General features: G+C 48.3%; 27 protein-coding genes. 8 read left to right on the top strand and 19 right to left on the bottom strand.

The window, feature by feature from the left end:
• Positions 1 to 10 precede the first annotated feature (10 nt).
• The 13 genes from ACFPK9_RS03300 to ACFPK9_RS03240 all read right to left on the bottom strand — a co-directional run bounded on the left by ACFPK9_RS03300 (position 11) and on the right by ACFPK9_RS03240 (position 12232).
• Positions 11 to 1234 (bottom strand): LptA/OstA family protein, encoded by a 1224-nt coding sequence (locus tag ACFPK9_RS03300; RefSeq protein WP_377093218.1) that lies wholly within the window; start codon positions 1232 to 1234, stop codon positions 11 to 13.
• 42 nt (positions 1235 to 1276) lie between these two features.
• A complete protein-coding gene (kdsA, locus tag ACFPK9_RS03295; protein ID WP_377093217.1) occupies positions 1277 to 2056 on the bottom strand; it encodes a 3-deoxy-8-phosphooctulonate synthase in 780 nt (259 codons plus the stop codon).
• Positions 2057 to 2101: 45 nt separating this feature from the next.
• Positions 2102 to 2368 carry a DUF1844 domain-containing protein gene (locus tag ACFPK9_RS03290; RefSeq protein ID WP_377093215.1) on the bottom strand — a complete coding sequence of 89 codons (267 nt, stop codon included), beginning with the start codon at positions 2366 to 2368 and terminating at the stop codon, positions 2102 to 2104.
• Between the two features lie 102 nt (positions 2369 to 2470).
• Entirely contained in the window at positions 2471 to 2797 is a 327-nt protein-coding gene (locus ACFPK9_RS03285) for a DUF3817 domain-containing protein (RefSeq protein ID WP_377093214.1), read from the bottom strand.
• A gap of 9 nt (positions 2798 to 2806) precedes the next feature.
• On the bottom strand, positions 2807 to 3556 hold the full coding sequence (locus ACFPK9_RS03280; RefSeq protein WP_377093213.1) for an inositol monophosphatase family protein: 750 nt from the start codon (positions 3554 to 3556) through the stop codon (positions 2807 to 2809).
• A 22-nt stretch (positions 3557 to 3578) separates the two neighbouring features.
• A complete protein-coding gene (gene metG / locus ACFPK9_RS03275; protein WP_377093212.1) occupies positions 3579 to 5156 on the bottom strand; it encodes a methionine--tRNA ligase in 1578 nt (525 codons plus the stop codon).
• 46 nt (positions 5157 to 5202) lie between these two features.
• Entirely contained in the window at positions 5203 to 5544 is a 342-nt protein-coding gene (locus tag ACFPK9_RS03270) for a tetratricopeptide repeat protein (protein ID WP_377093210.1), read from the bottom strand.
• A gap of 72 nt (positions 5545 to 5616) precedes the next feature.
• Complete coding sequence (locus ACFPK9_RS03265) at positions 5617 to 7362, bottom strand: SurA N-terminal domain-containing protein (protein ID WP_377093208.1); 1746 nt, start codon at positions 7360 to 7362, stop codon at positions 5617 to 5619.
• Between the two features lie 50 nt (positions 7363 to 7412).
• Positions 7413 to 8657 (bottom strand): 16S rRNA (cytosine(967)-C(5))-methyltransferase RsmB, encoded by a 1245-nt coding sequence (gene rsmB, locus ACFPK9_RS03260; RefSeq protein WP_377093207.1) that lies wholly within the window; start codon positions 8655 to 8657, stop codon positions 7413 to 7415.
• 31 nt (positions 8658 to 8688) lie between these two features.
• Positions 8689 to 8889 (bottom strand): sulfur carrier protein ThiS, encoded by a 201-nt coding sequence (gene thiS / locus ACFPK9_RS03255; RefSeq protein ID WP_377093205.1) that lies wholly within the window; start codon positions 8887 to 8889, stop codon positions 8689 to 8691.
• A 10-nt stretch (positions 8890 to 8899) separates the two neighbouring features.
• The gene (thiH, locus tag ACFPK9_RS03250) at positions 8900 to 10033 is read right to left on the bottom strand and encodes a 2-iminoacetate synthase ThiH (RefSeq protein WP_377093204.1); all 1134 of its coding nucleotides are present in this window, start codon (positions 10031 to 10033) and stop codon (positions 8900 to 8902) included.
• 44 nt (positions 10034 to 10077) lie between these two features.
• Positions 10078 to 10866, bottom strand: coding sequence for an indole-3-glycerol phosphate synthase TrpC (trpC, locus tag ACFPK9_RS03245; protein ID WP_377093202.1), 789 nt, complete (start codon positions 10864 to 10866; stop codon positions 10078 to 10080).
• A 112-nt stretch (positions 10867 to 10978) separates the two neighbouring features.
• Complete coding sequence (locus tag ACFPK9_RS03240; RefSeq protein WP_377093201.1) at positions 10979 to 12232, bottom strand: M48 family metallopeptidase; 1254 nt, start codon at positions 12230 to 12232, stop codon at positions 10979 to 10981.
• Between the two features lie 73 nt (positions 12233 to 12305).
• Here ACFPK9_RS03240 and ACFPK9_RS03235 point away from each other — a divergent pair, with 73 nt between their 5' ends.
• Positions 12306 to 12974, top strand: coding sequence for a hypothetical protein (locus ACFPK9_RS03235; RefSeq protein WP_377093200.1), 669 nt, complete (start codon positions 12306 to 12308; stop codon positions 12972 to 12974).
• Here the strand turns inward: ACFPK9_RS03235 and ACFPK9_RS03230 are convergent.
• The gene (locus ACFPK9_RS03230; RefSeq protein ID WP_377093199.1) at positions 12971 to 13384 is read right to left on the bottom strand and encodes an RrF2 family transcriptional regulator; all 414 of its coding nucleotides are present in this window, start codon (positions 13382 to 13384) and stop codon (positions 12971 to 12973) included. The two genes, ACFPK9_RS03235 and ACFPK9_RS03230, sit on opposite strands and share 4 nt — an antisense overlap.
• 20 nt (positions 13385 to 13404) lie before the next feature.
• Between ACFPK9_RS03230 and cysE the strand changes: the two genes are divergently transcribed.
• A complete protein-coding gene (gene cysE, locus ACFPK9_RS03225) occupies positions 13405 to 14238 on the top strand; it encodes a serine O-acetyltransferase (RefSeq protein ID WP_377093198.1) in 834 nt (277 codons plus the stop codon).
• Positions 14239 to 14280: 42 nt separating this feature from the next.
• Here the strand turns inward: cysE and gluQRS are convergent, their stop codons facing one another.
• From gluQRS to ACFPK9_RS03205, 4 genes are all read right to left on the bottom strand, one after another.
• On the bottom strand, positions 14281 to 15135 hold the full coding sequence (gene gluQRS / locus ACFPK9_RS03220) for a tRNA glutamyl-Q(34) synthetase GluQRS (protein ID WP_377093197.1): 855 nt from the start codon (positions 15133 to 15135) through the stop codon (positions 14281 to 14283).
• Between the two features lie 75 nt (positions 15136 to 15210).
• On the bottom strand, positions 15211 to 16935 hold the full coding sequence (gene rho / locus ACFPK9_RS03215; protein ID WP_377093195.1) for a transcription termination factor Rho: 1725 nt from the start codon (positions 16933 to 16935) through the stop codon (positions 15211 to 15213).
• A gap of 386 nt (positions 16936 to 17321) precedes the next feature.
• Positions 17322 to 17996: a L,D-transpeptidase gene (locus ACFPK9_RS03210; RefSeq protein ID WP_377093194.1), complete on the bottom strand. Its 675-nt coding sequence runs from the start codon at positions 17994 to 17996 to the stop codon at positions 17322 to 17324.
• 83 nt (positions 17997 to 18079) lie between these two features.
• Positions 18080 to 18523: a hypothetical protein gene (locus ACFPK9_RS03205; RefSeq protein WP_377093192.1), complete on the bottom strand. Its 444-nt coding sequence runs from the start codon at positions 18521 to 18523 to the stop codon at positions 18080 to 18082.
• 216 nt (positions 18524 to 18739) lie between these two features.
• Between ACFPK9_RS03205 and ACFPK9_RS03200 the strand changes: the two genes are divergently transcribed.
• Positions 18740 to 19321, top strand: a complete 582-nt coding sequence (locus tag ACFPK9_RS03200) for a hypothetical protein (protein ID WP_377093191.1) — start codon at positions 18740 to 18742, stop codon at positions 19319 to 19321.
• 13 nt (positions 19322 to 19334) lie between these two features.
• On the opposite strand, the gene ACFPK9_RS03195 is transcribed toward ACFPK9_RS03200, so the two are convergent.
• Entirely contained in the window at positions 19335 to 19832 is a 498-nt protein-coding gene (locus ACFPK9_RS03195; RefSeq protein ID WP_377093190.1) for a GNAT family N-acetyltransferase, read from the bottom strand.
• Positions 19833 to 20026: 194 nt separating this feature from the next.
• Here ACFPK9_RS03195 and rpmH point away from each other — a divergent pair, with 194 nt between their 5' ends.
• The 5 genes from rpmH to ACFPK9_RS03170 all read left to right on the top strand — a co-directional run bounded on the left by rpmH (position 20027) and on the right by ACFPK9_RS03170 (position 24029).
• Positions 20027 to 20209 carry a 50S ribosomal protein L34 gene (gene rpmH, locus ACFPK9_RS03190; protein WP_377093189.1) on the top strand — a complete coding sequence of 61 codons (183 nt, stop codon included), beginning with the start codon at positions 20027 to 20029 and terminating at the stop codon, positions 20207 to 20209.
• 73 nt (positions 20210 to 20282) lie between these two features.
• The gene (rnpA, locus tag ACFPK9_RS03185; protein ID WP_377093188.1) at positions 20283 to 20636 is read left to right on the top strand and encodes a ribonuclease P protein component; all 354 of its coding nucleotides are present in this window, start codon (positions 20283 to 20285) and stop codon (positions 20634 to 20636) included.
• Positions 20588 to 20884 carry a membrane protein insertion efficiency factor YidD gene (yidD, locus tag ACFPK9_RS03180; RefSeq protein WP_377093187.1) on the top strand — a complete coding sequence of 99 codons (297 nt, stop codon included), beginning with the start codon at positions 20588 to 20590 and terminating at the stop codon, positions 20882 to 20884. The genes rnpA and yidD overlap by 49 nt, the downstream gene beginning before the upstream one ends.
• Before the next feature lie 24 nt (positions 20885 to 20908).
• The gene (gene yidC / locus ACFPK9_RS03175; RefSeq protein ID WP_377093186.1) at positions 20909 to 22783 is read left to right on the top strand and encodes a membrane protein insertase YidC; all 1875 of its coding nucleotides are present in this window, start codon (positions 20909 to 20911) and stop codon (positions 22781 to 22783) included.
• Positions 22784 to 22958: 175 nt separating this feature from the next.
• Entirely contained in the window at positions 22959 to 24029 is a 1071-nt protein-coding gene (locus tag ACFPK9_RS03170; protein WP_377093185.1) for a vWA domain-containing protein, read from the top strand.
• Positions 24030 to 24184: the final 155 nt, after the last annotated feature.

Here is a 24184-nt window from a genome sequence, read left to right as displayed (position 1 = left end):
GCGAATGCTACTACTGTTTTTGTAGTTCATTGAGGTCTGCCTGAATCTCATGTTTGCCGACGATTCGGACACTCATGTTAGGCAGTATTTTAATATACCCAGAATCTGAGAGAATGCGAGCTATTTGCGAGCCTTGTTGAACAGTTGGTCGACCACCTTTTAAAATGATGATGCCAGTGTCTCCATCATAGGTTGCTATTTCTGAATTGGTTGTAATTATTTTCCCGGAGCTATCTTTGGCTTTAATAATGACGTTTCCTGTAGCGATAGCTTGGTCGACGCCTTCAAATTTATCGAGTCCACCTTCTGAAGTTTCGGTCGCTGCAGGGGTCTCGACTTTTTTGAGGAAAATTTTAAGTTCATCACTACAGGTGAGGTGGACTTGTGGATGTGTGACGACGACGTTATTTTGGTAGACAGCGGTGCCAGTAGTGGCATCGAAATACATGCCCTTCTCCGAAACTACCGAGACAGGGACTTGATTTTCACGTTTTGTTAAAGGTTTAGCAGTTTCGGTGGGGGTTATTTGCTCATCAACAATGGGAAATGTTTTGTCTTTTAGGGCTGTTTTTTGTTGCTCTGCGGTTTGAATCTTTAACTGGGAAGATGCTTCATCCTTAGCCGTGTTTTGATCCACCTGTGCCACCTGCTCGGTTGAGGGTCTGGCAAGTGTATCAATATTTTGGAGTTCTTCTGCTGTAAGTAGGGCTGGGATAGAGCTCCCAATGACTGCGATTTTTTGGCTCGCGCTACTTAACGTGTTTTTTTGCTTTTTTGGGCCAATAGGGCTCATTTGAGTCTTGGAAGAACGCATCTTAGTATTTCGTTTAGGATAGAATAAGGTTTGAGTTTTTCCTAGCAAAAATCCTGATCGCTTTTTCCAATCGAGGATGACTCCTTGAGCTGCAATATCAAATATTTCGCCTGAGAGCTCAATATTTTGAGTAGAATGAAGGATTTCATGACCTTCGTAGTATGTGCCGGCGTTGAAATGAGCACTGAGTTGTTCCTCACCGTGCTCAAAGAGTTCTAGATGAACATGGGTTCCTTTAAGTTTGTTGTCAGCGAGAGTGTCAATTTGTTGCGCTGTGAGGATCGAGGTCTTGCGGTAGTTTTCATCAAACTGAGGAATTCTCACTTTGTGCAAGCTGCTGCCAACGGGGAGGGCCTGACGGATGGCCTCTGAGGGTGACTTTTTTTGCGCAAGCAGGCATGGCGTGATAGATAACGCCATGCCTGTTGTTAGGAGTAAAAGCCGCATAGTATCAGGAGGGCCTTAGCCATGTGCTGCGTCATGCACAGCGATGAGACGTTTGAGAACAGCTTCGATCTCAGAGAGTGGAATTTGGTTAGGGCCGTCTGATAGAGCTTCGGCTGGGTTGGAATGAACTTCCATGAAGACTCCGTCTACCCCTGTTGCTACAGCTGCGCGGGCGAGGACTGGAGCTAAAACTCCATCACCACCAGTAGATCCACCGAGACCACCTGGGCGTTGGACTGAGTGAGTGGCATCGAAAATCACGCGGATACCTTCTTCTTTCATCCAGTAGAGTGATCGCATATCAGCGACGAGATTATTGTACCCAAAGGAAACTCCACGTTCGGTGAGGTAGAAGTCGTCACAGCCGAAGCCTTGCATTTTTTTCGCAATATTGACGGTGTCCCAAGGAGCGAGAAATTGGCCTTTTTTGACGTTCACAGTGCGGCCAGTCTTAGCACAAGCTTCTAACAAGTCAGTTTGACGGCAGAGGAAGGCTGGAATTTGGAGTAGGTCGATAGATTCTGCTGCGATGGCAGCGTCTTCAGGTGTATGAATGTCAGTAGTGACTGGCACTCCGAGTTCTTTTGAAATCTCTCCAAGAATACGGGTTCCTTCGTGGACGCCCGGGCCACGGAAGGCGTCACCAGAGGTGCGGTTCGCTTTGTCGTAGGATGCTTTGAAGTACCACTGGATACCGAGGCGGTCGGCGATTTCTTTGAGCGAGCGTGCCATGTCCCAAGCGAATTCTTCGCTTTCGAGGCCACAGGGTCCGAGGATGTAAAATGGTTGTTTCATGGTGTTAGATAAAGAATTTAGAAGACAGTAGTCAGGTGTGATGGATTAACCGAGGTCTTCGGCGTTTTTGTAGAGAGCTCGGATATTGGTGAGTGCTTTATTGAGTAACTCGACTTCTTCACCGGAGAGGTTACCTTTCGATTTTTCGGTGAGCATTTCGAGGGAATCGAGAACTGATTTGGCGGCTTTGAGGTTGATGCTTTTTTCGCCAGTTGACGGATTTGGGAGTTGTCCAAGAAAGAGGCCCGCATTTTGGGCTTGGAGTAGGACGAAGTCGTAAAAGCGAACGTCAATGTTGGGTGTGTTAGACATGATTAAAGTCAATGGTATCGAGCGGCAAACTAGAAGTTGGTCAGCTCAAAAAGCTAGTGAGGAAAACAGGGTACAGTATTTGGGGGGAGTTGCTACTTTTAATTAAGCCTCTTTTTTAGAATTTTGGACTCTCTCTTGTTCACGTTTGAGCCAGCCTTCGATGAAGAATGGAACGATGGGTATCAGTGAGGTGAGGAAAATTAATCCCGCTCGCTTGACTGACCATTTAGCGGTCTCCATTGCCTGATAGAGACAGAAGCAGTAGATGCAGAAGAGGATGCCGTGGATCATGCCGGGGATGCGAATCGCTTCTTCGTCTCCGAGCATGCGTTTGAGATAGATCGAGCAGAAAAGCAGGTAGATGTAAGAGAGGGCTTCGAGGATACTAATGAGCCGGAAGCGGCCGATGCTGTGATTTAAAAATTGCATGGTGTGATTTTAGAGAATTTCTTCGATGGGGATTTTTCCGTTGGTGGCGATGATGCTGAGAACGTCAGGTTCTCCTTCGACTGGAGTGAGTTCGGTTTTACCGCCAGCAGCTTCGAGTAAGAGCTGGCCAGCTGCGATGTCCCAGAGTGAGATGCGCGACTCGACATAGGCGTCGAGTCGGCCAGTTGCGATGTATGCCATGCCGAGTGCTGCGGAGCCCATCATGCGCATTTTACGAGCGCGGAGTGAGGCGCGTTTGAAGCGTTGATGTCCTTTCTCCATCGCTTCCTCGGTCTTTCCGTAACCGAAGAAAAGGATAGATTCTTCAATCGTGGTACGCGGTGAAACTGAAATTTCTTTGCCATTAAGAAAAGCCGGGCCTCCTTTTTCAACGCTCCAGAGTTCATTAAGAGATGGATCGAGGATGACACCTATAACGAGTTCTTCTTTATGACGAAGGGCAATAGAAATGCAGAAGTGTGGGATGCCGTAGAAGTAGTTCACAGTGCCGTCGATTGGGTCGACGATCCATTGGTAGTCTGATTCTTGGTTGCCAGCGAGGCCTTCTTCACCGTAGATGGCGTGATCAGGAAACTGTTCTAACAAGATGCTTGTAATTAGATCTTGTGACTCACGATCGAGAGCAAGCTTAATGTCGTGGTGCTTAGCTTCGTCGACATTAAGCTCCTTGCCGAAGTGTTCCATGAGGAGCTCTCCAGCTGCTTGAGCGGCTTTAATTGCAGTTTCTAGGAATGTCATCACTTTGAGGGTTGAAGGGAGTTTACTCAGGTTTTTCTAACTGAATACGAGGGAAGACTGGTTTCGGTTTAGCCACTTCGTGTCCAAGGGGGATGAGTCCCCAATGGAGTTGGTCGAGAGCGGTTTCGCTCAGTTTTTCAGCCTTGAGCTGTGTCTGGATGCGTTCGCAAGCACCTGGAATCACAGGCTTAAGCAGGACGGAAGCTATGGCGACAACTTCGACAATGTGTGCGAGGATGGCGTTGACTTGGTCTTGGTTAGCTGGGTCCTTTGCGAGTTTGAATGGTTCGTGAAGGTCGATGAGGGCATTGGCACTGCTGATGAATTTAATGACTCCATCGAGGGCGAAAGAGACATTATGTTTGTCCATGTGCTGAATGTAAGACTCTACGGTTCCTGGGAGTGAGTCTCTCAAAGCTTTGAGTGATTCATGATCGTATTCAAATTCCTGAGTGACTCCTCCACAATAGCGTTTGGTCATGTTGAGTGCGCGGTTACAGAGGTTGCCGAGATTGTTGGCGAGCTCTGTATTGAAGAGCATGACGAGACGTTCGTGGTCGTAATCGGAATCACGGCCAGTGTGGATATCGCGCACGAGGTAGTAGCGCATCGCGTCTTGGCCGAATTGTTCGACGAGTTCCACAGGGTCGATGACATTGCCGAGAGATTTGGACATTTTTTCAGAGCCGTCACCAGATTTGATATTCCACCAGCCGTGGACGAGGAGTGTGGGCATTTGCTCATCGCTGAAGCCCATTGCTTTAAGCATACACGGCCAGTAAATAGAGTGTGAGGGGACGAGGATGTCTTTACCGATGATGTGCAAGTTTGCTGGCCAGAGTTCCTCAAAATTGGGGAGGTCACTGCCTTCCGCTTTGTTGTAACCAGCAAAGGAGATGTAGTTGATGAGGGCATCGAACCAAACGTAGGTGACGAATTCTGGATCGAATGGCAGTTCGATTCCCCAACGGAGGCGCTCTTTCGGGCGTGAGATACATAGGTCTGTGTCTTCTGCGCGCTCGATTGCATTGAGAACATCGGCCTTGCGGAAGGATGGAATGACAAATGACTCGTTAGATTCTACAAAGCCGCGGAGCCACTCCACGTGATCACTGAGCTTGAAATAGTAGTTTTCCTCGTCGCGTTCTTCGACTTGTCCCCATTCAGGACCAAATTCACCATCTTCGTTACGTTCTTTTTCAGTGAGGAATTGTTCCTGACGAATCGAGTAAAAGCCTTTGTATTGCTTCTTGTAGATTTGGCCACTGTCGAAGAGTGTCTGAAGGATTTGCTGAACGCAGTCTTTGTGGAGCGGGTTGGTGGTCTCAGCCCAGCCATCGTACTCTACACCTAACTTCTCCCATGCATTGGTGAAATTCTTGGTAGTGCGTTTGACGTAGGTGTTTGGGTTGACGCCTTCTTTTTCGGCAGTTTGTTGCACTTTCTGACCATACTGGTCGACACCTGTGAGGAGGTAGGAATCCTCGCCTTTTTGTTTGTGGTAGCGGTTGAGGACATCGGCTAATACTTTTTCATAGGCGTGGCCGATGTGCGGTGAGCCGTTAGTGTAGTCGATGGCAGTAGTGATGTAGTAGGACATTTCAGATGTGAAATTTGAGATTTATAAAATTAAAAAGGTGGGTCGCTTAGTCGCGGGTTTTGTCGACTTTGCCGCCGATGCCGAGGATGGTGGCGTTTTGTTTTGCGTGTTCAGCTTCAGCAATTTGTCCGTCTTGGACATACATTTGCGAGAGGGCAGTCCAGGCTAGGAGGTCATTGGGCTGGAGCATTGTGGCTTGGATACCACAGCCGATGGCTTCTTTGATTTCACCAGTTTTCATGAGAGCCATTCCGAGAGCTTGCCATCCATCAAAAAATTCTGGGTCGAGCTCGACGCATTTGCGGTAGCCAACGATGGCTGATTCGAAGTCGCCGATGGCGAGGTCGCCGTTAGCGTCATCGAAAAGGTCTTGGAGTGATTCTGACATGGGTGGTGTTCGCAAGTCAGCCCGCTGGAGTGGCGGGCTGAGTAAAGTTAGAGATTGTTAGGTTGTGTTGGTTTATTGCACAAGTGGTTGCTTGATCTCTGCGTCGTCTTTGAGACTGCTAAGCCAAGCGTTGAAGGCTACGTATTGCAATTGGGTCGATGTGTTATCGATGAGTTGTTGCTCTTTAATCGCATCTTCTGGGCTTGTTTCGTAGCTGCGGGAATCGACGTAGACGATCGATGTGGTGTCGCCAGCTTCTGAGAGTTGCTTAGCAATTGATTTTGGAGCGGTCACCGCAGCAATGCGGAAGAGGTCTTCAGCATTGCTTATATCTGCAGGAGGAGCCGCTGCAGTGAAGGGGGCTAGCGTAGAGGAGTTGAAGCCTTTTTCTTGTGCGGCTTCGTTGAAACTCTTGCCACTTTCTAAGAGTTCGGCGATTTCAGTTTGTGCTTTGATCGCTGCATCGTGCATCGCTTGACGCGCGCGTTCGTCGATGAGGTCTGCTTTGGCGAGGTCTTTTGCTGCTTCGAAGTCTTTTACTTTTGGTTCAATGCGTTCATCGATACGGACTGCGAGGTTGCCATCGCGACCCACGGAGAAGGTGTGCATGTTGTAGTTGATGTCTTCCGCATTGTAGTTTTTAGGATCGAAGAGGAAGCTAGAGAGCTGTGTTCCTGGCTGGTAGTGTTTCAATGTGAGGTTATTGATCTCAGCTGGTGTATTTTCGATATTGAACGCTTCTGTAGTGACGATGGTGAAATCTTCGCCAGCTTGCTCTTTTGCTGCTGCTGCAGCTTCATCGAATTTGAGGCCATCGGAGTCTGCTGTGACATCTACGAATTCAGAGAAAAGTTTGGTGAGGATCTTTGTGTGGTTCTTACGTTGCTCTTCCCAGTCGGCAAGCTTCTCTTGGTATTCGAGGCTTTGTTTGCTGACTTCGTTAGGGTCAGCATCTGGAGCAGGGGTTGGGCGCTGAGGTTGATCTGAGTCGTCGAGGAGTGTGAGGACGTAGGTGATTTTGAGTTGAACGTCAGTCTTGTACTTGTCTTTGTGGGTTTCCCAGTAGGATTTGATTTCTTCGTCACTTGGTTTGACCGCTTTAGCGAAGTCAGCGAGTTCGAAGTTGACGGTGCTGAGGCCGACGGTTTGAGCTTCTGATTTCATTTGAGCGATAGTTTGCTCGGTGGAGGGAACAATGCCGCCTCCGATGAGTTCGCGAGCTTTGGTAAAAACGATGTATTCACCGATGAGTTCTTGGAAGTCGCTTTCTTTGAAACCGAGGTTGGCTAGAGAGTCGACGTAATTTGTGTACATTGCTGGGTCGAAAGCTCCGTCACGGCCTTGGAACATGTTTTCTTTGATGTACTTGGAAGCGACTTCAGTTGAACTGTAGAGTCCGAGCTCTTGAGCCTTTAGCTTGAGAAGAATGCGGTTGGTGACGAAATCGAGGTTATTCTGTGTTTCGCTAGCGGAAGTGCCCATGAGACTGCCAACAAATTCACGGAGTTTGATGAAGTCGTTGAAATTCTGCATTTGAACCAGACGCTGGACTGCTGCGACTGTGTTTTCACCTTGTTTAGCGAAGTCATTGCGATCGAGCGCGACACCCTCAACATTCATGAATTCATTACCAACACCTCCACCAGAACCACCTGGCTTCATTGTGATAATGAGACCTGCAGCGAGCAGGATGAGGACTACGACCATAAGGCCGGTATATTTACGCATGTTTTCGATCATGATCTGTGGCGTTTTATCAGTTAGATTGCGCTGTGTTTCTGTGTGCACAGTCAGCCGCAAGGGGTTGTAGGGGCTCATCTCTCAAGCTTCAACTGCGAAATGAGCTTTTCGTGTGAGTTTTCTGGAGATTAGCTTTTTTTGACTAACAGGGCCGCGTAGGCGCCGTCGGTTTTGTGGCTCGCGGGGTGGATGATTTCTTCCGCTGCGAGTTCGAGCTCTGGGTGGGATTGGAGAAAGTTTTGGATGAGTTCAGAGTTCTCTTCCTTGTCGATGGAGCAGGTCGAGTAGACGAGACGGCCGCCGGCCTTAATGCATTTAGCTGCATTGCCGAGAATGGATTTTTGTAGTGAAGCTACTTCCGAAATGCTTTCGGGTGTCATGCGCCAGCGGGCATCGACGCGTTTCCGGAGAACTCCTGTGTTTGAGCATGGAACGTCGAGCAGGATAGCGTCGAAGGAATTGTGCCATTTTTCCGGTGCGGTATGGCTCCAGTCGAAAGCTTCCGTTTCCGCAATTTCGATACCGAGACGGCCGAGATTGCGCAGAAGACGCGGGAGGCGTTTGGCGTTAGAATCGGTGCAGAGGAGAGAGCCTTTGTTCTCCATGAGTGCTGCAATCTGAGTGGACTTTCCACCAGGAGCCGCGCAGGCGTCTAACACATGTTCTCCAGCTTTAGGAGAGAGTATGTTGACCGCATGCATGGTTGCTGGGTCTTGGATGTAGATGAGACCTTCATCGATCCATTCGCGTGGTGGTAGGCCGTTAGAGCTATAAAACTCTGGGTGGTCTGCGAGTGGTGTAGCTTTTTCTGAGTTAGTGACGCGCTCGAGAGTTTCCGGTTTGAGAGGGTTGATTCGGAACGTGGTTTGGGAGGGTTGTTGGTTCCATTGGAGCAATTGGAGTGTTGCTTGTTCGCCGTATTGTTCTGTCCATCGGTCAACAAGCCACTCAGGGTGTGAATAGCGAATGGGTAATGGTAGTTCTTCTACCATGGCTTGGAGTTCCTCGCGTTCGCGGATGGTGCGGCGGAGTAGGGCGTTGATTAAGCCACGGATGCCTTTGCGTGCTGAGTTGACGGTTTCATTGACTGCCGCGTGATCAGGGAGGCCCATGATGAGAAGCTGGAAGAGACCGACGCGGAGGTGGCAGCGGACTTGGAGATCGATCTCGCCTTCACGCAATTGTCCGATCCAGAAATCGAGCAGGCTTTTGTTGCGAATGCAGCCAATGATGAGAGCGTTGAGAAGGTTGCGGTCTTCTCGGGAAAGGTTGAATGCGCGTGCTGCATTATCGACAAGGCTTTCGGCGTAGATGTGGCCTTCTTCCCATTCTTCAAGAGCTTCGGAGGCGATGCGGCGGACGTTAGTGGTCACAAGTGGTAAATTAAGAATTAAAAATGAGGAGTTAGCCTCCAGCTGCAATGGTGATTATTTCGATCGAGTCACCAGAAGAAAGTTGTGTAGTCATATAGTCGCGAGGGAAAATAGCGATTTTATTATGTTCAACGACCACAGGTTTGTCACCAAGTCCAAGGTCACTGAGTAACCCTTGAATCGTTGTTTCATTGGGAAGAGGGTGTTCGTTGCCATTTACTTTTATTGACATAAAGGGAATGTTATTTGGTGAGGATGGCTTCGTCCCAATCTTTCCAAACTGCTTCGTATCCTTTTATTTGGAGCATGGAGGCGATTTGAGACGGAGAGCGTTTATCGTCGATGGTGAACTGCTCGGTGGCTTTTTGGCAGGGTTTGCGTTCTTCGATTTCCACGCGGCGACCTTTGACTGTGAGATGGAGGTCGTCGTGACCTGCGCCGGTGTAACCGCCTGGTTCAGTCTGTGAACCTGCCGACATGTGAGTGATGCCGAGTGGTACCATGGCATCGCGTAGGTTTGCTGGCTCGCGGGTGGAAAGGACGATATTTACTTGCGGGAAGCAGATGCGGAAAGCTGTAGTGAGCTGGACGAAAGTGCGATCGTCTAAAAAGAGATCTGGATTTGGGGAGTATTGGTAGTTACCGGCGTAGGGACGCATGCGTGGGAAGGCGACGCTGAAGCTCGCTTTCCAACAATGTTTATAAAGGTATTCGAGGTGAGCGGCGAGCGCGAGAGCTTCTTGACGCCATGGGGCGAGACCGAAGAGGGCGCCGATACCAATACGGCGGAAACCACCAGCGTAGGCGCGTTCAGGGCACTCGAGGCGCCAATTGAAATTTTTCTTAGGTCCTGCAGTGTGGAGTTTTGCATAGACCTCACGAACGTAACTTTCCTGATAGACGATGAGGCCTTCTCCGCCGTGGTTGACGATTTCGGCGTATTGGTGGTCTTCCATTGGGCCGACTTCGATGGCGACTGTCGGGATGAAAGATTTAATCGCGTCGATGCATTGTTGGAGGTAGCCGTCGGAGACAAATTTGGGGTGTTCGCCAGCGACTAAGAGAATGTTGCGGAAGCCGAGCGAGTGGAGGTGGCGTGCTTCGGTGACGACTTGCTCCACTGTGAGCGTGGTGCGGAGAATGGGGTTGTCTCTGGAGAAACCACAGTAGGAACAGTTGTTGACGCACTCGTTAGAAACGTAAAGTGGCGCGAATAAGCGCATGGTTTTGCCGAAGTGGCGACGTGTAAGCTTCTGAGCTTCTGCTGCCATTGCTTCGAGCTGCTCATTGCATGTTGGGGCAATGAGTCGTTCAAATTTCCTAAGGAGAGGAGATTTGTTTTCTGGAAGTTGGTTGAATGTGTCGACGAAAGACAAGGTGCTAGCGGTATGTGGTGGAGAGGCAATATAACCTCGATAAATTATGCTTCAATCACATCGTTGTCATTGGAGGCAACGAGATTGAGATAGGACTGGATACCTTCGGCTGGATTGTTGGCGCGCATGAGAGATTCACCTACGAGAATGCCATTGGCTCCGGCGTTGAGAACGCGTTGGCCATCAGCTGGAGTCTTAATGCCTGACTCGGAAATGAGTATGACATTTTCAGGGACTTCATCGACTAGCTGCTCGGTGGTAGCGAGGTCGGTGGTGAAAGTTTTGAGGTTGCGGTTGTTGATGCCTATGAGGTCGGCTCCGAGGTCGAGTGCACGTTCCATTTCTGGGAGGTTGTGGACTTCGACGAGGACATCGAGTTGGAAGGTGCGAGCGATGTCGTAGAGTTTTTTGAGTTCTTCGTCAGTAAGGCCGGCAACGATGAGCAAAATGGCGTCTGCTCCTGAAATGACGGCTTCATAGATTTGTACTTCGTGCACCATGAAGTCCTTACGCAGGCAAGGGATTGGGGACTCTTGGGCGATCTTAGCGAGGTAGGAAAGGTGGCCTTTGAAATATTTTTCGTCAGTGAGAATGGACATGCAGGAAGCTCCGCCGTCGATGTACATGCGGGCTTGGCGCACTGGGTCAAAGTTGGGATCGATAATGCCTGCAGATGGTGAAGCTTTTTTGACTTCGGCAATCACACTGAGCTGGTCTGGGCCGCGATCGAGAGCGCTGCGAAAACCTCGGAATTCATTGCGTTCGAGAGCAGCAGCTTTAAGCTTCTGCATACGCGGGATCACGGCTTCGATTTCCTGCCGTTTGTAGTTCATGATTTCGGTCAATTTGTCCACGCGCGGGACGATAGGGGGGAGTGACCGAGATTGGAAATTTTATTTTTAAGAAATTGAATGGTGGGGGGAACCGAGGCTCTAGGCTATGCCGCTAGATTTTGAGTTTTCTCAGTGCTTCGATGCGTTTGAGCATTGGAGGATGCGAGTAGTCTAGGAAGACTGGGAGCGGGTGCGGTGTGAGATTCACTAGATTGTCGGCGGAGAGTTGCTTGAGGGAATCGATCAAATGGTCTGGTGTGCCCTGCGCATTGGCGGCGTAGGCATCGGCCTCGAACTCGTGTTTGCGGCTAGTGATGTTAGAGAGTAAGCTGAGGATGCGATTGACTGGTGAAAAGAGAATGAAGAAGAAAATGAGGCCAGCGTAGACTGAGACCTTTTCAACGTAAAATGCTTCGAACAGTGATTGAGCTACTGGATTTGCAGGATCGGTGACGACGCCGATGAGGTAGAAAAGGACGGCGCCCTGAACGATGCCAACCACCATGCGCTGGATGATGTGTTTGCATTTGAAGTGTCCGATTTCGTGAGCGAGTACACCGACGAGACCTTTTACGGTATGTTTTTCAATGAGGGTGTCGAAGAGGGCGATTTTTTTATTTTTGCCGAAACCAGTGAAGAAGGCGTTTGATTTTGTAGAGCGTTTCGAGCCGTCCATGATGTGAATTTCGGTGAGTGGGAATTCACATTTTTTGGCGACCGCGTTGATTTCGTCTTTGAGCTCACCGTCTTCCATTGGTTCAAATTTGTTGAAGAGTGGAAGGAGGTAAGTGGGGGCGAGGTAGGTGAGAAGGAGTTGAATGATGGTGAATGCGAGCCAGGCCCAGATCCAGGCATTTTCAATGGATTGGAAGATCCAGAGAATGAGCGCGAGGATGGGAGCTCCGATGATGGCCATGAGGATGAGTCCTTTAAACTGGTCGATAATGAAGGTTTTGGCTGTGGTTTTGTTGAAGCCGAATTTTTCTTCAATGACGAAGGTCGAATAAATCTGGAATGGGATGCCGATGAGTGTTTGACCTAAGAAAAGAATTCCCATGAAGCAGAGGCCAGTGAAGATTAGGTTAAAACCGAATCCTCTAACAAGTGTGTCTAACCATCCGAAACCACCGGCCAGCCAGAAGGTGAGGGTGAGTAGTAGGTTGAAGGTTGATTGGAAAATGTCAAATTTCGAGGTGACGCGGGTGTAGGCTTGGGATTGGGCGTACTTTTCTTCGGTGAAAATGCCTTTAAACTCTTTGGGTAGTTTGGGGTCGAGAGCCTTGAGGTTAAGTAGAGTGGAAATGAGGTCGAGGTTCCACAGTACGATGAGTGAAATGATGATGAATATCCCTAGGCCGTTAGTCATGGGGTGAATAGAAGCTATGGAGCGTAGCAATCAAGTCTCAATTCAGCTATTGGCAGTTTCGTGAGATTTGTTAATGAATAGAGCTATGAAATGGATTGGGATTTTACTATGCGCCTTGTTGGTAAATTGTGCATCTAACACGGAGGGTGAAAAAGAGGAGGTGAAAGCTGTGGAGCCTGAGTCATCTTGGAAAAAATCGCCAGTGGCTTGGGTGAATGGAGCTGAGGTTTATTCTGAGGTTGAGCCGCTGTACGGCAAAGGTGCGATTGAGAAGTCGAAATTAGTGTACCGTGCAGGAACTGCGAATTTCGATGGGCCATTTAACTGGAAGTTTGTGGCGGAAGGTGATCCCTCCGTGCATAGAAATCTAAGGGTGGATGCGGTGCAGATCACTACAGAGAAAACGAGCCGGAAGGTGAATGTGCCTCAGCTTATGCTAGGGGGGAAGCGTCCATTTGCTTACGAGGAAATTAAGAAGAAGCGCGGCTTTAGTTTTAAGAAGGAGAAGATCGAAGATGAGATGCAGCCGCGGTGGATGGCGGAGGTTGAAATTCCGACGACTTTGCAAGTGTATCCGAAGGCGGACGGCAAAGTGGTGGTAGCTGCAAAGATCAGTGTTGAAACTGAGAAGGGGATGGTTTCTGAGTGGGTCAACTTCGCATTGTTACCCAATGCCAACACGTCGGGAAGTTTTACTTTTCGCCAGACCATGGTCGAGTACGACGGTATTCCGATCGATTAGATGTAGAACATAGGTCCGTCATCAGATTCCACTAGCGAACTGAGCTTTGTTTTTGTCAGTGATTCGGTGAGTGCGGCACTGGTGAGTTGCCAAGTTTTTCTGACGGCTGCGCCGGATTCGCCTTCGCTGGTGGTGGTGTCTTCAAGCAGTGTGGGCTCGACTGCCAAGACGATGTCATAAAGAGATATATCTTCAGCCTTGCCAGATAGTAAATATCCTCCAAGTTTACCGCGCTTGCTGGTAACGAGCCCTGATCTCCTGAGATCGTTGAGGATTTGCACAAGAAAGTTTGCGGACACCGATTCGCGCTTTGCAACTTCATCGAGTCGGGTAATGGTCTTGCCGTCAGCATGCTTTGCGAGTTGCGTCATCGCGCGGCACGCGTATTCTAACTTCTGGGAAACTCTCACGCACCAATCAAGATCATATCATGCCCGAAAATTCTAGCTCTAATCCTAATAATCTTTGCAAGAGTACTCATGTTTCAGTCGATGAGGCATGGATCTTATTAAGAGAGCAAGCACAGTTCGTGGCTGATGGCGAGCCGCAGCTGAAATCACTAATCTTCGATACTATCTTAAATCGAGGGAATTTAGGGCAAGCTTTGGCTGCACGTATGTCGCGTAAACTTGCTAGAGAGGATATGACTCGTGAAGAATTAGAGCCTATCTTGAGTAAGGTGTTTGAGTCTCAGGATGAAATCGTTAGAAGTGTGGCGAATGACATGATGGCAATTGTGGATCGGGATGCAGCATGTGATTCTCCGCTTGAGCCTTTTCTCTTTTTTAAAGGTTTCATGGCAATGATTACCTATCGTGTGGCACATCATTTTTGGAAAGCTGATAGGAAGAGCTTGGCGCTGTATTTTCAGAGTATTTGTAGTGAGGTTTTCTCAGTTGATATTCATCCAGCGGCACAGATCGGTTGCGGAATTATGTTAGATCACGGCACAAGTGTGGTGATCGGAGAGACCGCGATTGTTGAAGATAATGTTTCTTTGCTTCATGAGGTGACTTTAGGTGGAACAGGTAAGACCTCAGGCAATCGGCATCCAATTGTCAGAACTGGCGTTTTGATTGGAGCGGGAGCGAAGATCTTAGGTCGCGTCGAAATTGGCAAATGTGCCAAGGTTGGAGCGGGTAGTGTGGTTCTTAATGACGTGCCAGCACATGTTACTGTGGCTGGTGTTCCTGCTAAGGTTCGAGGTAAATCGAATAATCCTGCGATTGATATGAATCAGCGCTTTGAGTGTGGACAGATATAGATGTGTCTAGGTTTAGACTAGGTAATTTAGAATTCTAGCCGGCTAGCTCAAATGAGCTTGGCAGAGGTTAATCAGTTCTAAAGCTGTTCGGCCTTGATTTCTAAGTTCACGGATTGAGAGAGCAGCATCGCGTTTGGCGAGCCGTTCACCATGAGAATCACAGACGAGATCATGGTGGTGGTAGCGAGGTTCCGGGAATCTTAGCAAGTATTGGAGAATCCTGTGTAGGTGTGTGGATTCCAGTAAGTCTTTGCCGCGAGTGATGTCAGTAATATTCTGATAGGCATCATCCACTACTACGGCAATGTGGTAGGAGGTGCCAATGTCTTTGCGAGCGAGAACTAGGTCACCTAAGAGGTGTGGATTGACTGAGATAGTGCCACGCATGCTGTCGTAAAAAGTAAGTTCTCCTGTGAGTTGGAGAGCTTTACTCGCATCTAAGCGCCATGCGGGAACTTTGTGGTCTTTGAGTTTTTGTTGAATCTGATTGGTGTTGAGCTGTTTGCATGTTCCTGGGTAGAGTGGCCCATCGGGTCCGTGTGGTGCACGTGTGAGGTTGTTTAGTTCACGTTCTATATCTTTACGCGTGCAAAAGCATGGGTAAACGACGCCCAGTTGTTTGAGTTTTTCTAAGGCGTTTGCGTATTGCTCAAAGCGAGTGGTTTGACGCAGAGGCGTTTCCTCCCATTCAATACCTGCAAAGTGTAAATCTTCTTCTGTTGCGTCATAAAAATGGTCACGCACGCGTGTAGTATCGATGTCTTCGAAGCGTAGAAGAAAGCGGCCGCCATGTTTCACTGCGAGGTCGCGAGCAAACAGGGCGGCATAAAGATGGCCGAGGTGCAGGTAGCCAGTAGGCGAAGGGGCGAATCGCGTACTGACTGGTTGATTTCTCATTTTTTAGAAAGAATGAACAGGATCTAGAACTTAGTTAGACTTACTGTTGTCATCTTCTGTTTGGCTCTATCAGTGTTATCCTTTGATTTCTAATAACATTTGAGCGTTGTTGTGGAAGCGTTTAAGGAAGAATATGAGACGTTCCATGGCTTCGTGAGGGCGTGCTCCTGAGAGACCTCTACGGATGAGGTGGATCTTGTGAAGCATGTGCTCGGGAAGCAGAAGTTCTTCGCGTCGTGTGCCTGATTTGAAAATGTCGACAGCTGGATAGATGTATTGTTCTGCTATGCGGCGATCGAGAACGAGTTCCATATTGCCAGTGCCTTTAAATTCTTGGAAGATTGCTTCGTCTGCACGTGAGTTGGTGTGGACGAGTGCAGTTGCGACGATGGTGAGAGAGCCAGCTGAGCGTGTGTTGCGTGCTGCTGCAAATAGGCGGCGTGGCATTTCTAGAGCGCCTGAGACGATGCCGCCCGATTGGACACCACGGCCTTTGCCTATCTTGCTGCCGCCTAAGACGTTGTTGTAGGCGCGGGCTAGACGGGTGATGGAGTCCATCATGAGGAAAACGTGTTCACCTGCTTCGACGAGTCGTTTTGCGCGTTCGATGCAGAGTTCTGCGACGCGGCAATGGTTTTTCGCGCCAGAGTCATTGGAGCTGGCGTAAATTTCTGCTCCTGGAAGGCTCATTTTAAATTCGGTGACTTCTTCTGGGCGTTCATCTACGAGCAAGACCATGAGGTGCATTTCCTCACTGTATTTCTCTCGTACAGCTTCAGCCATGTGTAGCATCATGGTGGTTTTTCCTGAACGAGGTGGAGAAACGATGAGTCCACGTTGGCCGCGACCGATTGGAGACATGATGTCTAGCACGCGGGTGGTGAAGCGTTCAGATTCGGTTTCGAAAGGAATGCGCTTGTCTGGATTGACGGCTTTGAGTTCGTCAAAGTGTGGAAGCTTGCGGGCTTCGTCGGCTGGTTTGCCGTTGACGGTTTTAAGTTCTGAGAGTTGGAGACCGCGAGGGCCATGCATTGCGATGCCTTCAATCCAGACACCAACGCGAAGACCATTGACTCTGACGATGTCAGGAGAGATGAAGACGTCGTTGTTGGATTGTTCGAGGTCTGATGAGAGCTCGCGAAGGAAGCCGAAGCCTTTGGGGCTCAGTTCCAAGATGCCACTAACGGCTTCTGGTGGGCCTTTAAGTTCAACAGGTTTGGATTCTTGTTGTTCTTTTTTGGGGCCGCGACGGTTGTTGTTATTGCGACGATTGTTTTTGCCACCACGGCGGTTATCGCGGTTGTTATTGTCTCGGCGATTATCGCGATTGTTGTTGTCTCGGTTTTGGACGCGGCCACCACCTTCGACTCGGCCATTGCGTGATTTACGTTGATTGTTTCTACGCGGCTTTTCGGATGTTTGCCGATCTTGTTCCTTTTGAGGGGGGGCTGCTGCTGTTTTTTCTTCCATGTCAGCTGTGTTAGAAGAGGGTACTTCTTTGGCTGCAGGAGCTGGTTCAACAGTTTTTTGAGCTGGAGCTGGTTCTGAATCAGTGATTTTAGCAGGAGCTTCTGTTTGGCTCGTAGAATCAGGTGCAGATTTTTTGGCTGCCTTTTTTGCGCTAGCCTTCTTTGCTGTTTTTTTTACAGTAGTCTTCTTCGCTGCTTTTTTTGCGGTAGCTTTTTTAGCAGTTTTCTTCGTCGCCTTTTTGGCTGTTTTTTTAGCTGCTTTCTTGGCTGCCTTTTTTGCAGGTGCCTTGATTTCTGCGCTTTCTTCTGTTTGAGAAGCTTCTTCGCTCATATTGGATCAGTAGGTGAAAAGTAGTGTGTGCTACCGCTGTGGATAGGCATTGTTAGAAAAACAATGTGTGTAGGAACCCTGTGTGTAGGTGTAGGGGTGCTGTATTTAAAACAATAGAAAATACTGTCAGTTAGGATTGTGTCACGTGGGTGTGCCTTCGCACCAATAAGGACATTCAAAGTGGGTTTCCCATGGGGTTATGGGGGGAGTTACAAAATAACTCGTTAAAGAACATCCCGAAGATACAACTTCGTTGTCGTGACGACATAGGGATCTTGTACGCAAGTGAGAGGCTTGGCAAATACTTTTTTATGAGTGGTAGGGAGATGGGGGGAAATAAAAATGCCCGCAGAGTCTGTCTGCGGGCATTCGATGTGAAAGAAAGTTTAGTTAAATGTCGGCGTTTTGTGACGCTTGTATACTTTGTTAGTGACCATGTAACTGACTGGGAAGTCTGGGAGTGGTGTGGCGTCTGGAGGGCGTGGGACGTTACGGCCGATGGTTTTGTCTTCAGGTTGGCTGTACGCGATGTTGAGTGGCGTGCCTTCTTTGATGAGAGCAAAGAATTTTGGCGCAACATTGTGGTGCATACGGATACAACCATGGGTGCACGGGCGGTCTTTCATCCAGCCAGTGTGGAAACCATAGCCGGATTTAAATTCAGACCAGTATGGCATTGGAGTACCGATGAATTTTGAACCTGCAGGTTTATTGCGGAGGTATCCGCCACTATAGCGGCCGCCACCGAGATCAAAGTAACCATGTGTGGCTGCGCGGCGGTATTCTTGTTTGCTGTAGATTGTGTAATTTCCTTTTGGGGTAGGAGTTGAACTGGTGCCGACGGAGACGGGCATAACGAGGAGAGGCTTGTTACCTTCCATTACGTAGCACATCTGTGCATTGGTTGAGACTTTAACTCTTACATTACTGGGGTTGGTAGGCTTAGTAGCCGGGAGGTCGTATTTGTCGTAAGCGCCGAGGTCGCCGGAGCCAGTCGTGGCGCATGATGAAAATGCGAAGGCGCTGGCAACTGCTATGAGTGAGGTGAATAACAATTTCATGTAGGTGTACTTTAAGGAGTTCTTGGGCTGGAGCGCAAGCAGCAAACTAGCAGATTTGTAGTGGCAATGTTGTCACTCGTACTTTAGCGGACGTCTTCCCAACCGTAGACTTTGTTATTGCGAAATTCGACAATGGCTTCGAGCTCACGAGTGTAATCTGGGAACGCGCTGAATCCTGCGCCGTAACCATAGTAGCCTCGTGGGCCGTAGCGGCCATAGCCTGGGTAGTAACCGCCAACATAGTCAGGGGTCAGGCGAGTGTAGTACCAGCGTTCATAGTGTTTGCCATTTTTCAAACCTTTAGCGGATCTAGAGGGCCCACCGAAGGCTAAGAATACAGCTTCTTTGCTCATACCTTGCGCGATTTTTTTAGAATTTACGCGTTGTTTGTCATCCGCGTTCAGGCGGGAGTACATTTCAGGGTTCTTGTCAATGCGTCGCTGGATGGCATCGGTGGCGCAGCTTGAGAGGAAAAGGCAGGGGATCCCGAGGAGTAAAAATGTTAGAATAGCTTGTTTATTTTTCATGTTTTGATGTTAGCAGGCTGTAGAAGCTGTTGCAACTAGAGTCTCTCTGTGGCATTTGCTTATCAAGGAATAGTTTCACTATGGGATTGAGGGTTTCTGGAAGTGTCTTCTGTGTGTGGGCGGCGGTGATGGGAATCATTTGGAGAAGCTTGAGGTAGTGAGAGCGGGGGGATTGTGTTCTTGATTTCGCCTAGGACCTTGGGTACACCCAGACGCATGCAGTATTGGCTTTCAGTTTCTTATGTCTTGATGACTTCTTTTTGTGTAGTTGCTTGCGCAAGTAAAAGAACGGTGACAGTTGAAAAAGCAGAGTCGAATGAGATCGATAAATACATGTCAGATGTTTCTTATCAGATCAAAGAGGATGGGTCTGTGCAGACTAATAGCAATAAGCGGAGTAGTTTTGAGCACAAGGCGAACTATGGAAATATTCGTCAGCAATCAGGTTCTAATTATTATACGGAAAGCTATAGTAAGAAGGGATGGAGCCAGAACAAGGAGTATGATGCTGGGTCTTACTATAATGGTGGTGATGGTAGTAAATACCAAAAGACGCCTCACTTCGCAGAGCAGCAATCGAGAGTACAAGGGGAAGTAGCGAATGCCGCTGGTCAGGGCTATGAGAGTGGTCAGTTCTATGGTGGGTCGCAAACCGTGAGCCGTGGGACCCAGCAGTCAAAGCAGATCAATGCAGCTACTCAAGTGGAGCAAGATTCGTTTGTCTCGCCACCGATCAAGGGAAAGGGTGAAGCGCAGCAGATGAGTGTGGATGAAACGAACTGGATGCTTGGACGATAGAACTGTGTTCTATTTAGCTGAGATTGAGTCGCATCGGAATCATTCCTGAATATTTAAATCCTTGGTTCTGGAAGAACTTTTGGGATGCTTGACTGAATTTGTCGGTGAGGAGGGTGATTCGCAAGAAGTTCTTGGTTTTAGCGAATTTGACGACGTGTTCGAAAAGAATGGCACCATAGCCGTGACCTCGATGAGTGGGGTGGATGATGAAGTCTTCTAATAAGAGGACCATCCCTCCTTCTGCTGTGGAAATAGTGAAGAGGAGGTTTACGACGCCGATGATTTGATGATCGTTTCGTAGGACGAAGATGCGCCCACGGTTGGGTTGTTCTAGGATGAGCTGGATTCCTCGTTCCTGGGTGGCGCGGTCCGGTGTGAAATCACTTTGTTCGTCGAGCAATTCCATGACGAGTTCGGTGATTTGATTAAGATCCTCAATAGTGGCTGTTTCTACTTTTGGCACATCGCCGCCTAAGAGGTGTTGCTTGGTTTCGCTGGACTCACTCATCATTTTGATGCGGAAGAGTAGCAGGCTGTGCGGGGAATCGCTACGAAAAACAAAAATCCGAGAAAAAAATGTGAAGGAAAACGAATGACGTATTGACAAGCGTCCCGAAATACTTAGTTTGCCCGCCCATCCATCTACCTCAACTCAGTGGAGGTGGAGGGAGAATCAATTTCTAACTTCCAACTAGGAATATCATCATGAGCAAAAGAACTTATCAACCATCTAAGCGCGTACGTAAGCGTCAGCACGGTTTCCGCGCACGCATGGCTACTAAAGCAGGCCGCGACTGTATCCGTCGTCGTCGTCAAAAGGGCCGCAAGCGTCTCCTTCCTAAAGGTGCTGAGCTTCACTTCAAGCGTCACACCAAGCAACACACCTAGTATAGCATGATCCTTGGAAGTAGGCGGTTTGCGTCTACTTCTAGTCACTATATATCAGGTGAATTAGCGCCCCATGCGCCTACCTAGAAAGTTCTCAATGAATCACCGAGTAGAATTTGCTCGTGTGAGAGAGCGAGGGGAGTCGCGTCCGGGGCGCTATCTTGTTGTCAGCGCCTTGCCAGCTGATGAGCTTAAGCACACTAAACTCGGATTGATCACCACGAAGAAGGTGGGGAAAGCCCATCAACGTAATTACTTACGTCGCGTATTTCGTTCGATTATTCAGAAACATGGTGAGTTGCTGAGGGAAGATTGTTACATTGTAACGATTGCTCGTTGGCGAGCCACTGAGGCGAGCTACGAGGAACTTGAAAAGGAATGGCTCAAGCTTGCGCGAAAGTTAGGGTTGATCAAACCTGTAGAGTAGAGATGCGACCAGTAGTCACATTGATCCAACTCGCAATAAGAGGATATCAGAAATTTCTGAATCCTATTTTAAGGGCAGTGAGCGGCCCGTATGGAGGGTGTCGATTTTCACCTTCTTGCTCGCATTATTTTTATGAGGCGGTAGATACCCATGGAGCGCTGCGCGGCAGTTGGCTAGGGATTCACCGCCTTTGTCGTTGTCACCCGTGGGGCGGTTGTGGGCATGACCCAGTTCCACCCAAAAAATAAATTTCTAGATATACATATAAAACTATGATGGATCGTAAAGCATGGATCATTCTCGTTCTCTGTGGATTAGGCCTAGTGGCCAATTTTTACTACACGAGTCAGAATGCTGACCAGTTAGAAAAGCAGCAAGGACAAGAGCTTGTTGAGCAATCAGAGCAGGATCCAGAGCCTGAGTTGATTACTGATAAGCCGCAGTTGCCAGCTAAAGCAGAGGAACAGACACATACACTCATTGGAAAAGATGGAGATAAGGTCGATGTGATTTACACCTTCACGAGTTTTGGTGGTGGTGTGAAAACTGCTGAGTTTCCTGAGCAGAAGACGATTTACGGTGATGGGCACATTAAGCTTAATCAGCTTTCTCACTATCCAGTAGGAGCTCTTGCTGATGACTACAATAAAATCGACGGCAGTAGCTATGCAATGACTGCCAAGTCAGAGAATTCTGTGACTTTCGAGGGGGAAATTGGTAATGGTATCAAGGTTAAGAAACTCTGGACATTAGTTCCCGGCGATGAAGCTAAGGGCTATCGTTTACAGTTAGATCTGAGTTTTAAAAATGTGAGTGGTGAGCCAGTTAATCTTTCTGACTACGGCGTGTACACAGGAACAGCTGCTCCTCTGCACGGTAAAGAAATGCAGGATAAGGCGGGCTGGTTCTACTACCACGACGGTGAATTTGAATTTGACCAGCACAAGCCATTTGCTGGTGGTTGGTTTAGCTCAGCACGACCAGTTGAAGTGATTTTACCTTCATCGTTAGAATATGCGGGTGTGAACAATCAGTTCTTCACAACTTTCTTCATGCCGAAAGGTTTTCAAGTGAGTTCAGTATGGGCGACAGGTAAGGAGCGTGACATCCAGGAGGATGAGAAAATGCTCAAGCGTTGGGTTTTCACAATGGGACTCAATTTCCCAGACCAACTACTTCAAGCGAATAGTGAGCAAAACTATTCACTTGAAGTTTACATGGGACCGAAGAGCCGTGACATCGTCACCGCGGTTGGGCCGCATACGGACGCGATTATGAACTACGGCTGGTTTTCTCCGTTTGCGAATTTCATGAGTTGGTCACTGAATATCATCCATGACTGGTTCGGTGATGCGAGCTGGGCGTGGGGTGTTTCGGTAATTCTTCTGACAGTATTTATCCGTATTCTTATTTGGCCGCTGCACAATAAGTCAACCCGCACGATGAAGCGGATGGGCAAGCTTCAGCCAATCATGAAAGAAATGCGCGAGAAGTATGCGGACAACCCGCAGAAACTCAACCAGGAGACTATGAAGCTGTATAAGACCTATGGGGTGAACCCGATGGGAGGCTGTTTGCCAATGCTTATTCAGATTCCTATCTTCTTCGGTGTCTTCAAGATGTTGGGCTCAGCTGTCGAGATGCGTGGAGCGAGTTTCTTATGGGTGGATGACCTGTCACGTCCTGACACGGTTTGGGATATTTTCGGAGTGCCGATCAATGTACTGCCAATAATCATGGCTATTACAATGGTGTTCCAAATGCGTTTGACCCCGCAGTCTGGAGATAAATTACAGCGTCGTATCTTCATGTTGATGCCGCTGATGTTCTTCTTCTTCTGTTATAACTACGCTGCCGCTCTCGCGCTTTATTGGTCGACTCAAAACGTGGTGTCCATCATTCAGACGCTACTTATGAAAAACCTTCCTGAGCCAGAGCTTCAGGAAAAAGGTGAGCAGACCGATGATGGTAAGCCACGTAAAAAGAGTCTGTTTGAGAAAATGGCTGAAAAATTGGAAGAGGTGCAGCGACAACAAGAAATCGCATCGGGTAAACAACCTGGCGGGCCTAAGCAGCCGACGGCTCCATTTGATCAAATGAAGCAGGCGAAAAAGCCGAAAAAGCGCAATCCTAAGACTGGAGGCTAGGCGCGATCTCTATTTTATTCTTTTAAAAGCCTGTGGTGTTCTCGCCACAGGCTTTTTCGTTTAAGTAGTGGAAAGAGAACGTGACCCCAAAAAATAGGGGGGTAAAAATGATGAATTGCGTATGGACAGGAGGTAGAATAATGGCAAGACTAGTAGAAACCTACTGATCCACACCATGAGTATTCACGCACAAATTTCAGAAGAAGCTAAAGCTGCGCTTGCTGCGCAGAAGAGAGTTTCGAGTATATCATCCATCGTTATTGCGATTCTTGCCTGCTTTTTGCTAGGTTTAATTCTTTTTGTAATAGCGATGACTGTGGAGGTGAAGAATCCTCCGCAAATTATTTCTTATAACCCTTCGATTGAAGAGACTCAAACTATTGATAAACCAGAGGTGACGAATGAAGTAGTGAAGCCACCTTCAGCTCCTAGTATGTCAATGGCTCGTGTGATTGCTTCTAGCTCGTCCGCGAATGTTTCGGTACCAAACCCAGTTTCTGATGTGGAGGCACCAAGTCTCGACTTTAGTGCGGGAGATGATTTCGGTGAAGGTTTTGACGGAGCAGGCTGGGGCGAAGGCGCTGGAGCGGCAGCGGCATCTTTCTTTGGACAAAAAGTGGAAGCTCAGCGTATCGCTTACGTTATTGACTATTCGATGTCAATGAAGGGGAAGGGTCGCGATGAGCTGATGCGTAAAGAGCTTACTAAAGCGATCAAGGAATTGCCATCTAGTATGGATTATCAAATGATTTATTTTGCGGGTCCAGCGTGGGTAGCAGGTGAGAAGCTTGATGTGAAAAGTCGTAAGGCTGGTGTTATTACTGCTGATGGTGGAAGAAAGTATGACTACGGTCCAGGTGAAGATGACTGGAGATCACGTTCCGCAATGAAACGTGCTCAATGGCTTAAAGCGAGCAGTGATAATGTTGCTAACTCTCTCAAACACGTAAAAAACACTCCTTTGATCTTCGGTACAGCATGGGAAGTACCTCTTGAAATGGCATTATCTATGGAGCCTGCACCAGATGTAATTTATTTCATGACTGACGGTGTCGGAGGTGACGTAAATAAGGTTGCTAATGAGATGAGTGCAAAAGCGAAGGAGCTGGGAACTAAGATTAATACCATCGCGATGATGGAGCCATCGGCTCAAGGAGCGCTCACTATTCTAGCGAAAAATACTGGCGGTGCATTCACTATTGTTGAAGCTGACGGTAAGCGAAAGCAGGTCATTAAAGGTAAATAAGGAGACCTTAACTTATTTAAAGAGAAAGCTCTTGGTGTTCTTGCCATGAGCTTTTTTTATTTAAGGGCTATCGAGAAAAGAAGGTTTGGATTCTACAAGACTTTTCTATGGGGGAATCTGTTGTTCGAAGGATTAGGTTTCGCTGGGATGATTCA

It is taken from the genome of Rubritalea spongiae (assembly GCF_042652385.1).
Taxonomy (GTDB): domain Bacteria; phylum Verrucomicrobiota; class Verrucomicrobiia; order Verrucomicrobiales; family Akkermansiaceae; genus Rubritalea; species Rubritalea spongiae.
Note: the sequence above shows the minus strand (reverse complement) of the source record. Positions and strands in the feature narration are given on the sequence as shown.

What these genes read in the sequence shown, in the direction of transcription:
- kdsA (WP_377093217.1), bottom strand. Translation starts at nt 2,056, where the DNA reads ATGAAACAACCATTTTACATCCTCGGACCCTGTGGCCTCGAAAGCGAA.
- ACFPK9_RS03290 (WP_377093215.1), bottom strand. Translation starts at nt 2,368, where the DNA reads ATGTCTAACACACCCAACATTGACGTTCGCTTTTACGACTTCGTCCTA.
- ACFPK9_RS03285 (WP_377093214.1), bottom strand. Translation starts at nt 2,797, where the DNA reads ATGCAATTTTTAAATCACAGCATCGGCCGCTTCCGGCTCATTAGTATC.
- ACFPK9_RS03300 (WP_377093218.1), bottom strand. Translation starts at nt 1,234, where the DNA reads ATGGCGTTATCTATCACGCCATGCCTGCTTGCGCAAAAAAAGTCACCC.
- ACFPK9_RS03270 (WP_377093210.1), bottom strand. Translation starts at nt 5,544, where the DNA reads ATGTCAGAATCACTCCAAGACCTTTTCGATGACGCTAACGGCGACCTC.
- trpC (WP_377093202.1), bottom strand. Translation starts at nt 10,866, where the DNA reads ATGAACTACAAACGGCAGGAAATCGAAGCCGTGATCCCGCGTATGCAG.
- yidD (WP_377093187.1), top strand. Translation starts at nt 20,588, where the DNA reads ATGGCTCAAGCTTGCGCGAAAGTTAGGGTTGATCAAACCTGTAGAGTA.
- gluQRS (WP_377093197.1), bottom strand. Translation starts at nt 15,135, where the DNA reads ATGAGAAATCAACCAGTCAGTACGCGATTCGCCCCTTCGCCTACTGGC.
- cysE (WP_377093198.1), top strand. Translation starts at nt 13,405, where the DNA reads ATGCCCGAAAATTCTAGCTCTAATCCTAATAATCTTTGCAAGAGTACT.
- ACFPK9_RS03265 (WP_377093208.1), bottom strand. Translation starts at nt 7,362, where the DNA reads ATGAGCCCCTACAACCCCTTGCGGCTGACTGTGCACACAGAAACACAG.
- rpmH (WP_377093189.1), top strand. Translation starts at nt 20,027, where the DNA reads ATGAGCAAAAGAACTTATCAACCATCTAAGCGCGTACGTAAGCGTCAG.
- rho (WP_377093195.1), bottom strand. Translation starts at nt 16,935, where the DNA reads ATGAGCGAAGAAGCTTCTCAAACAGAAGAAAGCGCAGAAATCAAGGCA.
- ACFPK9_RS03170 (WP_377093185.1), top strand. Translation starts at nt 22,959, where the DNA reads ATGAGTATTCACGCACAAATTTCAGAAGAAGCTAAAGCTGCGCTTGCT.
- yidC (WP_377093186.1), top strand. Translation starts at nt 20,909, where the DNA reads ATGATGGATCGTAAAGCATGGATCATTCTCGTTCTCTGTGGATTAGGC.
- ACFPK9_RS03200 (WP_377093191.1), top strand. Translation starts at nt 18,740, where the DNA reads ATGCAGTATTGGCTTTCAGTTTCTTATGTCTTGATGACTTCTTTTTGT.
- rnpA (WP_377093188.1), top strand. Translation starts at nt 20,283, where the DNA reads ATGCGCCTACCTAGAAAGTTCTCAATGAATCACCGAGTAGAATTTGCT.
- metG (WP_377093212.1), bottom strand. Translation starts at nt 5,156, where the DNA reads ATGTCCTACTACATCACTACTGCCATCGACTACACTAACGGCTCACCG.
- ACFPK9_RS03240 (WP_377093201.1), bottom strand. Translation starts at nt 12,232, where the DNA reads ATGACTAACGGCCTAGGGATATTCATCATCATTTCACTCATCGTACTG.
- ACFPK9_RS03235 (WP_377093200.1), top strand. Translation starts at nt 12,306, where the DNA reads ATGAATAGAGCTATGAAATGGATTGGGATTTTACTATGCGCCTTGTTG.
- ACFPK9_RS03195 (WP_377093190.1), bottom strand. Translation starts at nt 19,832, where the DNA reads ATGATGAGTGAGTCCAGCGAAACCAAGCAACACCTCTTAGGCGGCGAT.
- thiS (WP_377093205.1), bottom strand. Translation starts at nt 8,889, where the DNA reads ATGTCAATAAAAGTAAATGGCAACGAACACCCTCTTCCCAATGAAACA.
- ACFPK9_RS03210 (WP_377093194.1), bottom strand. Translation starts at nt 17,996, where the DNA reads ATGAAATTGTTATTCACCTCACTCATAGCAGTTGCCAGCGCCTTCGCA.
- ACFPK9_RS03205 (WP_377093192.1), bottom strand. Translation starts at nt 18,523, where the DNA reads ATGAAAAATAAACAAGCTATTCTAACATTTTTACTCCTCGGGATCCCC.
- ACFPK9_RS03280 (WP_377093213.1), bottom strand. Translation starts at nt 3,556, where the DNA reads ATGACATTCCTAGAAACTGCAATTAAAGCCGCTCAAGCAGCTGGAGAG.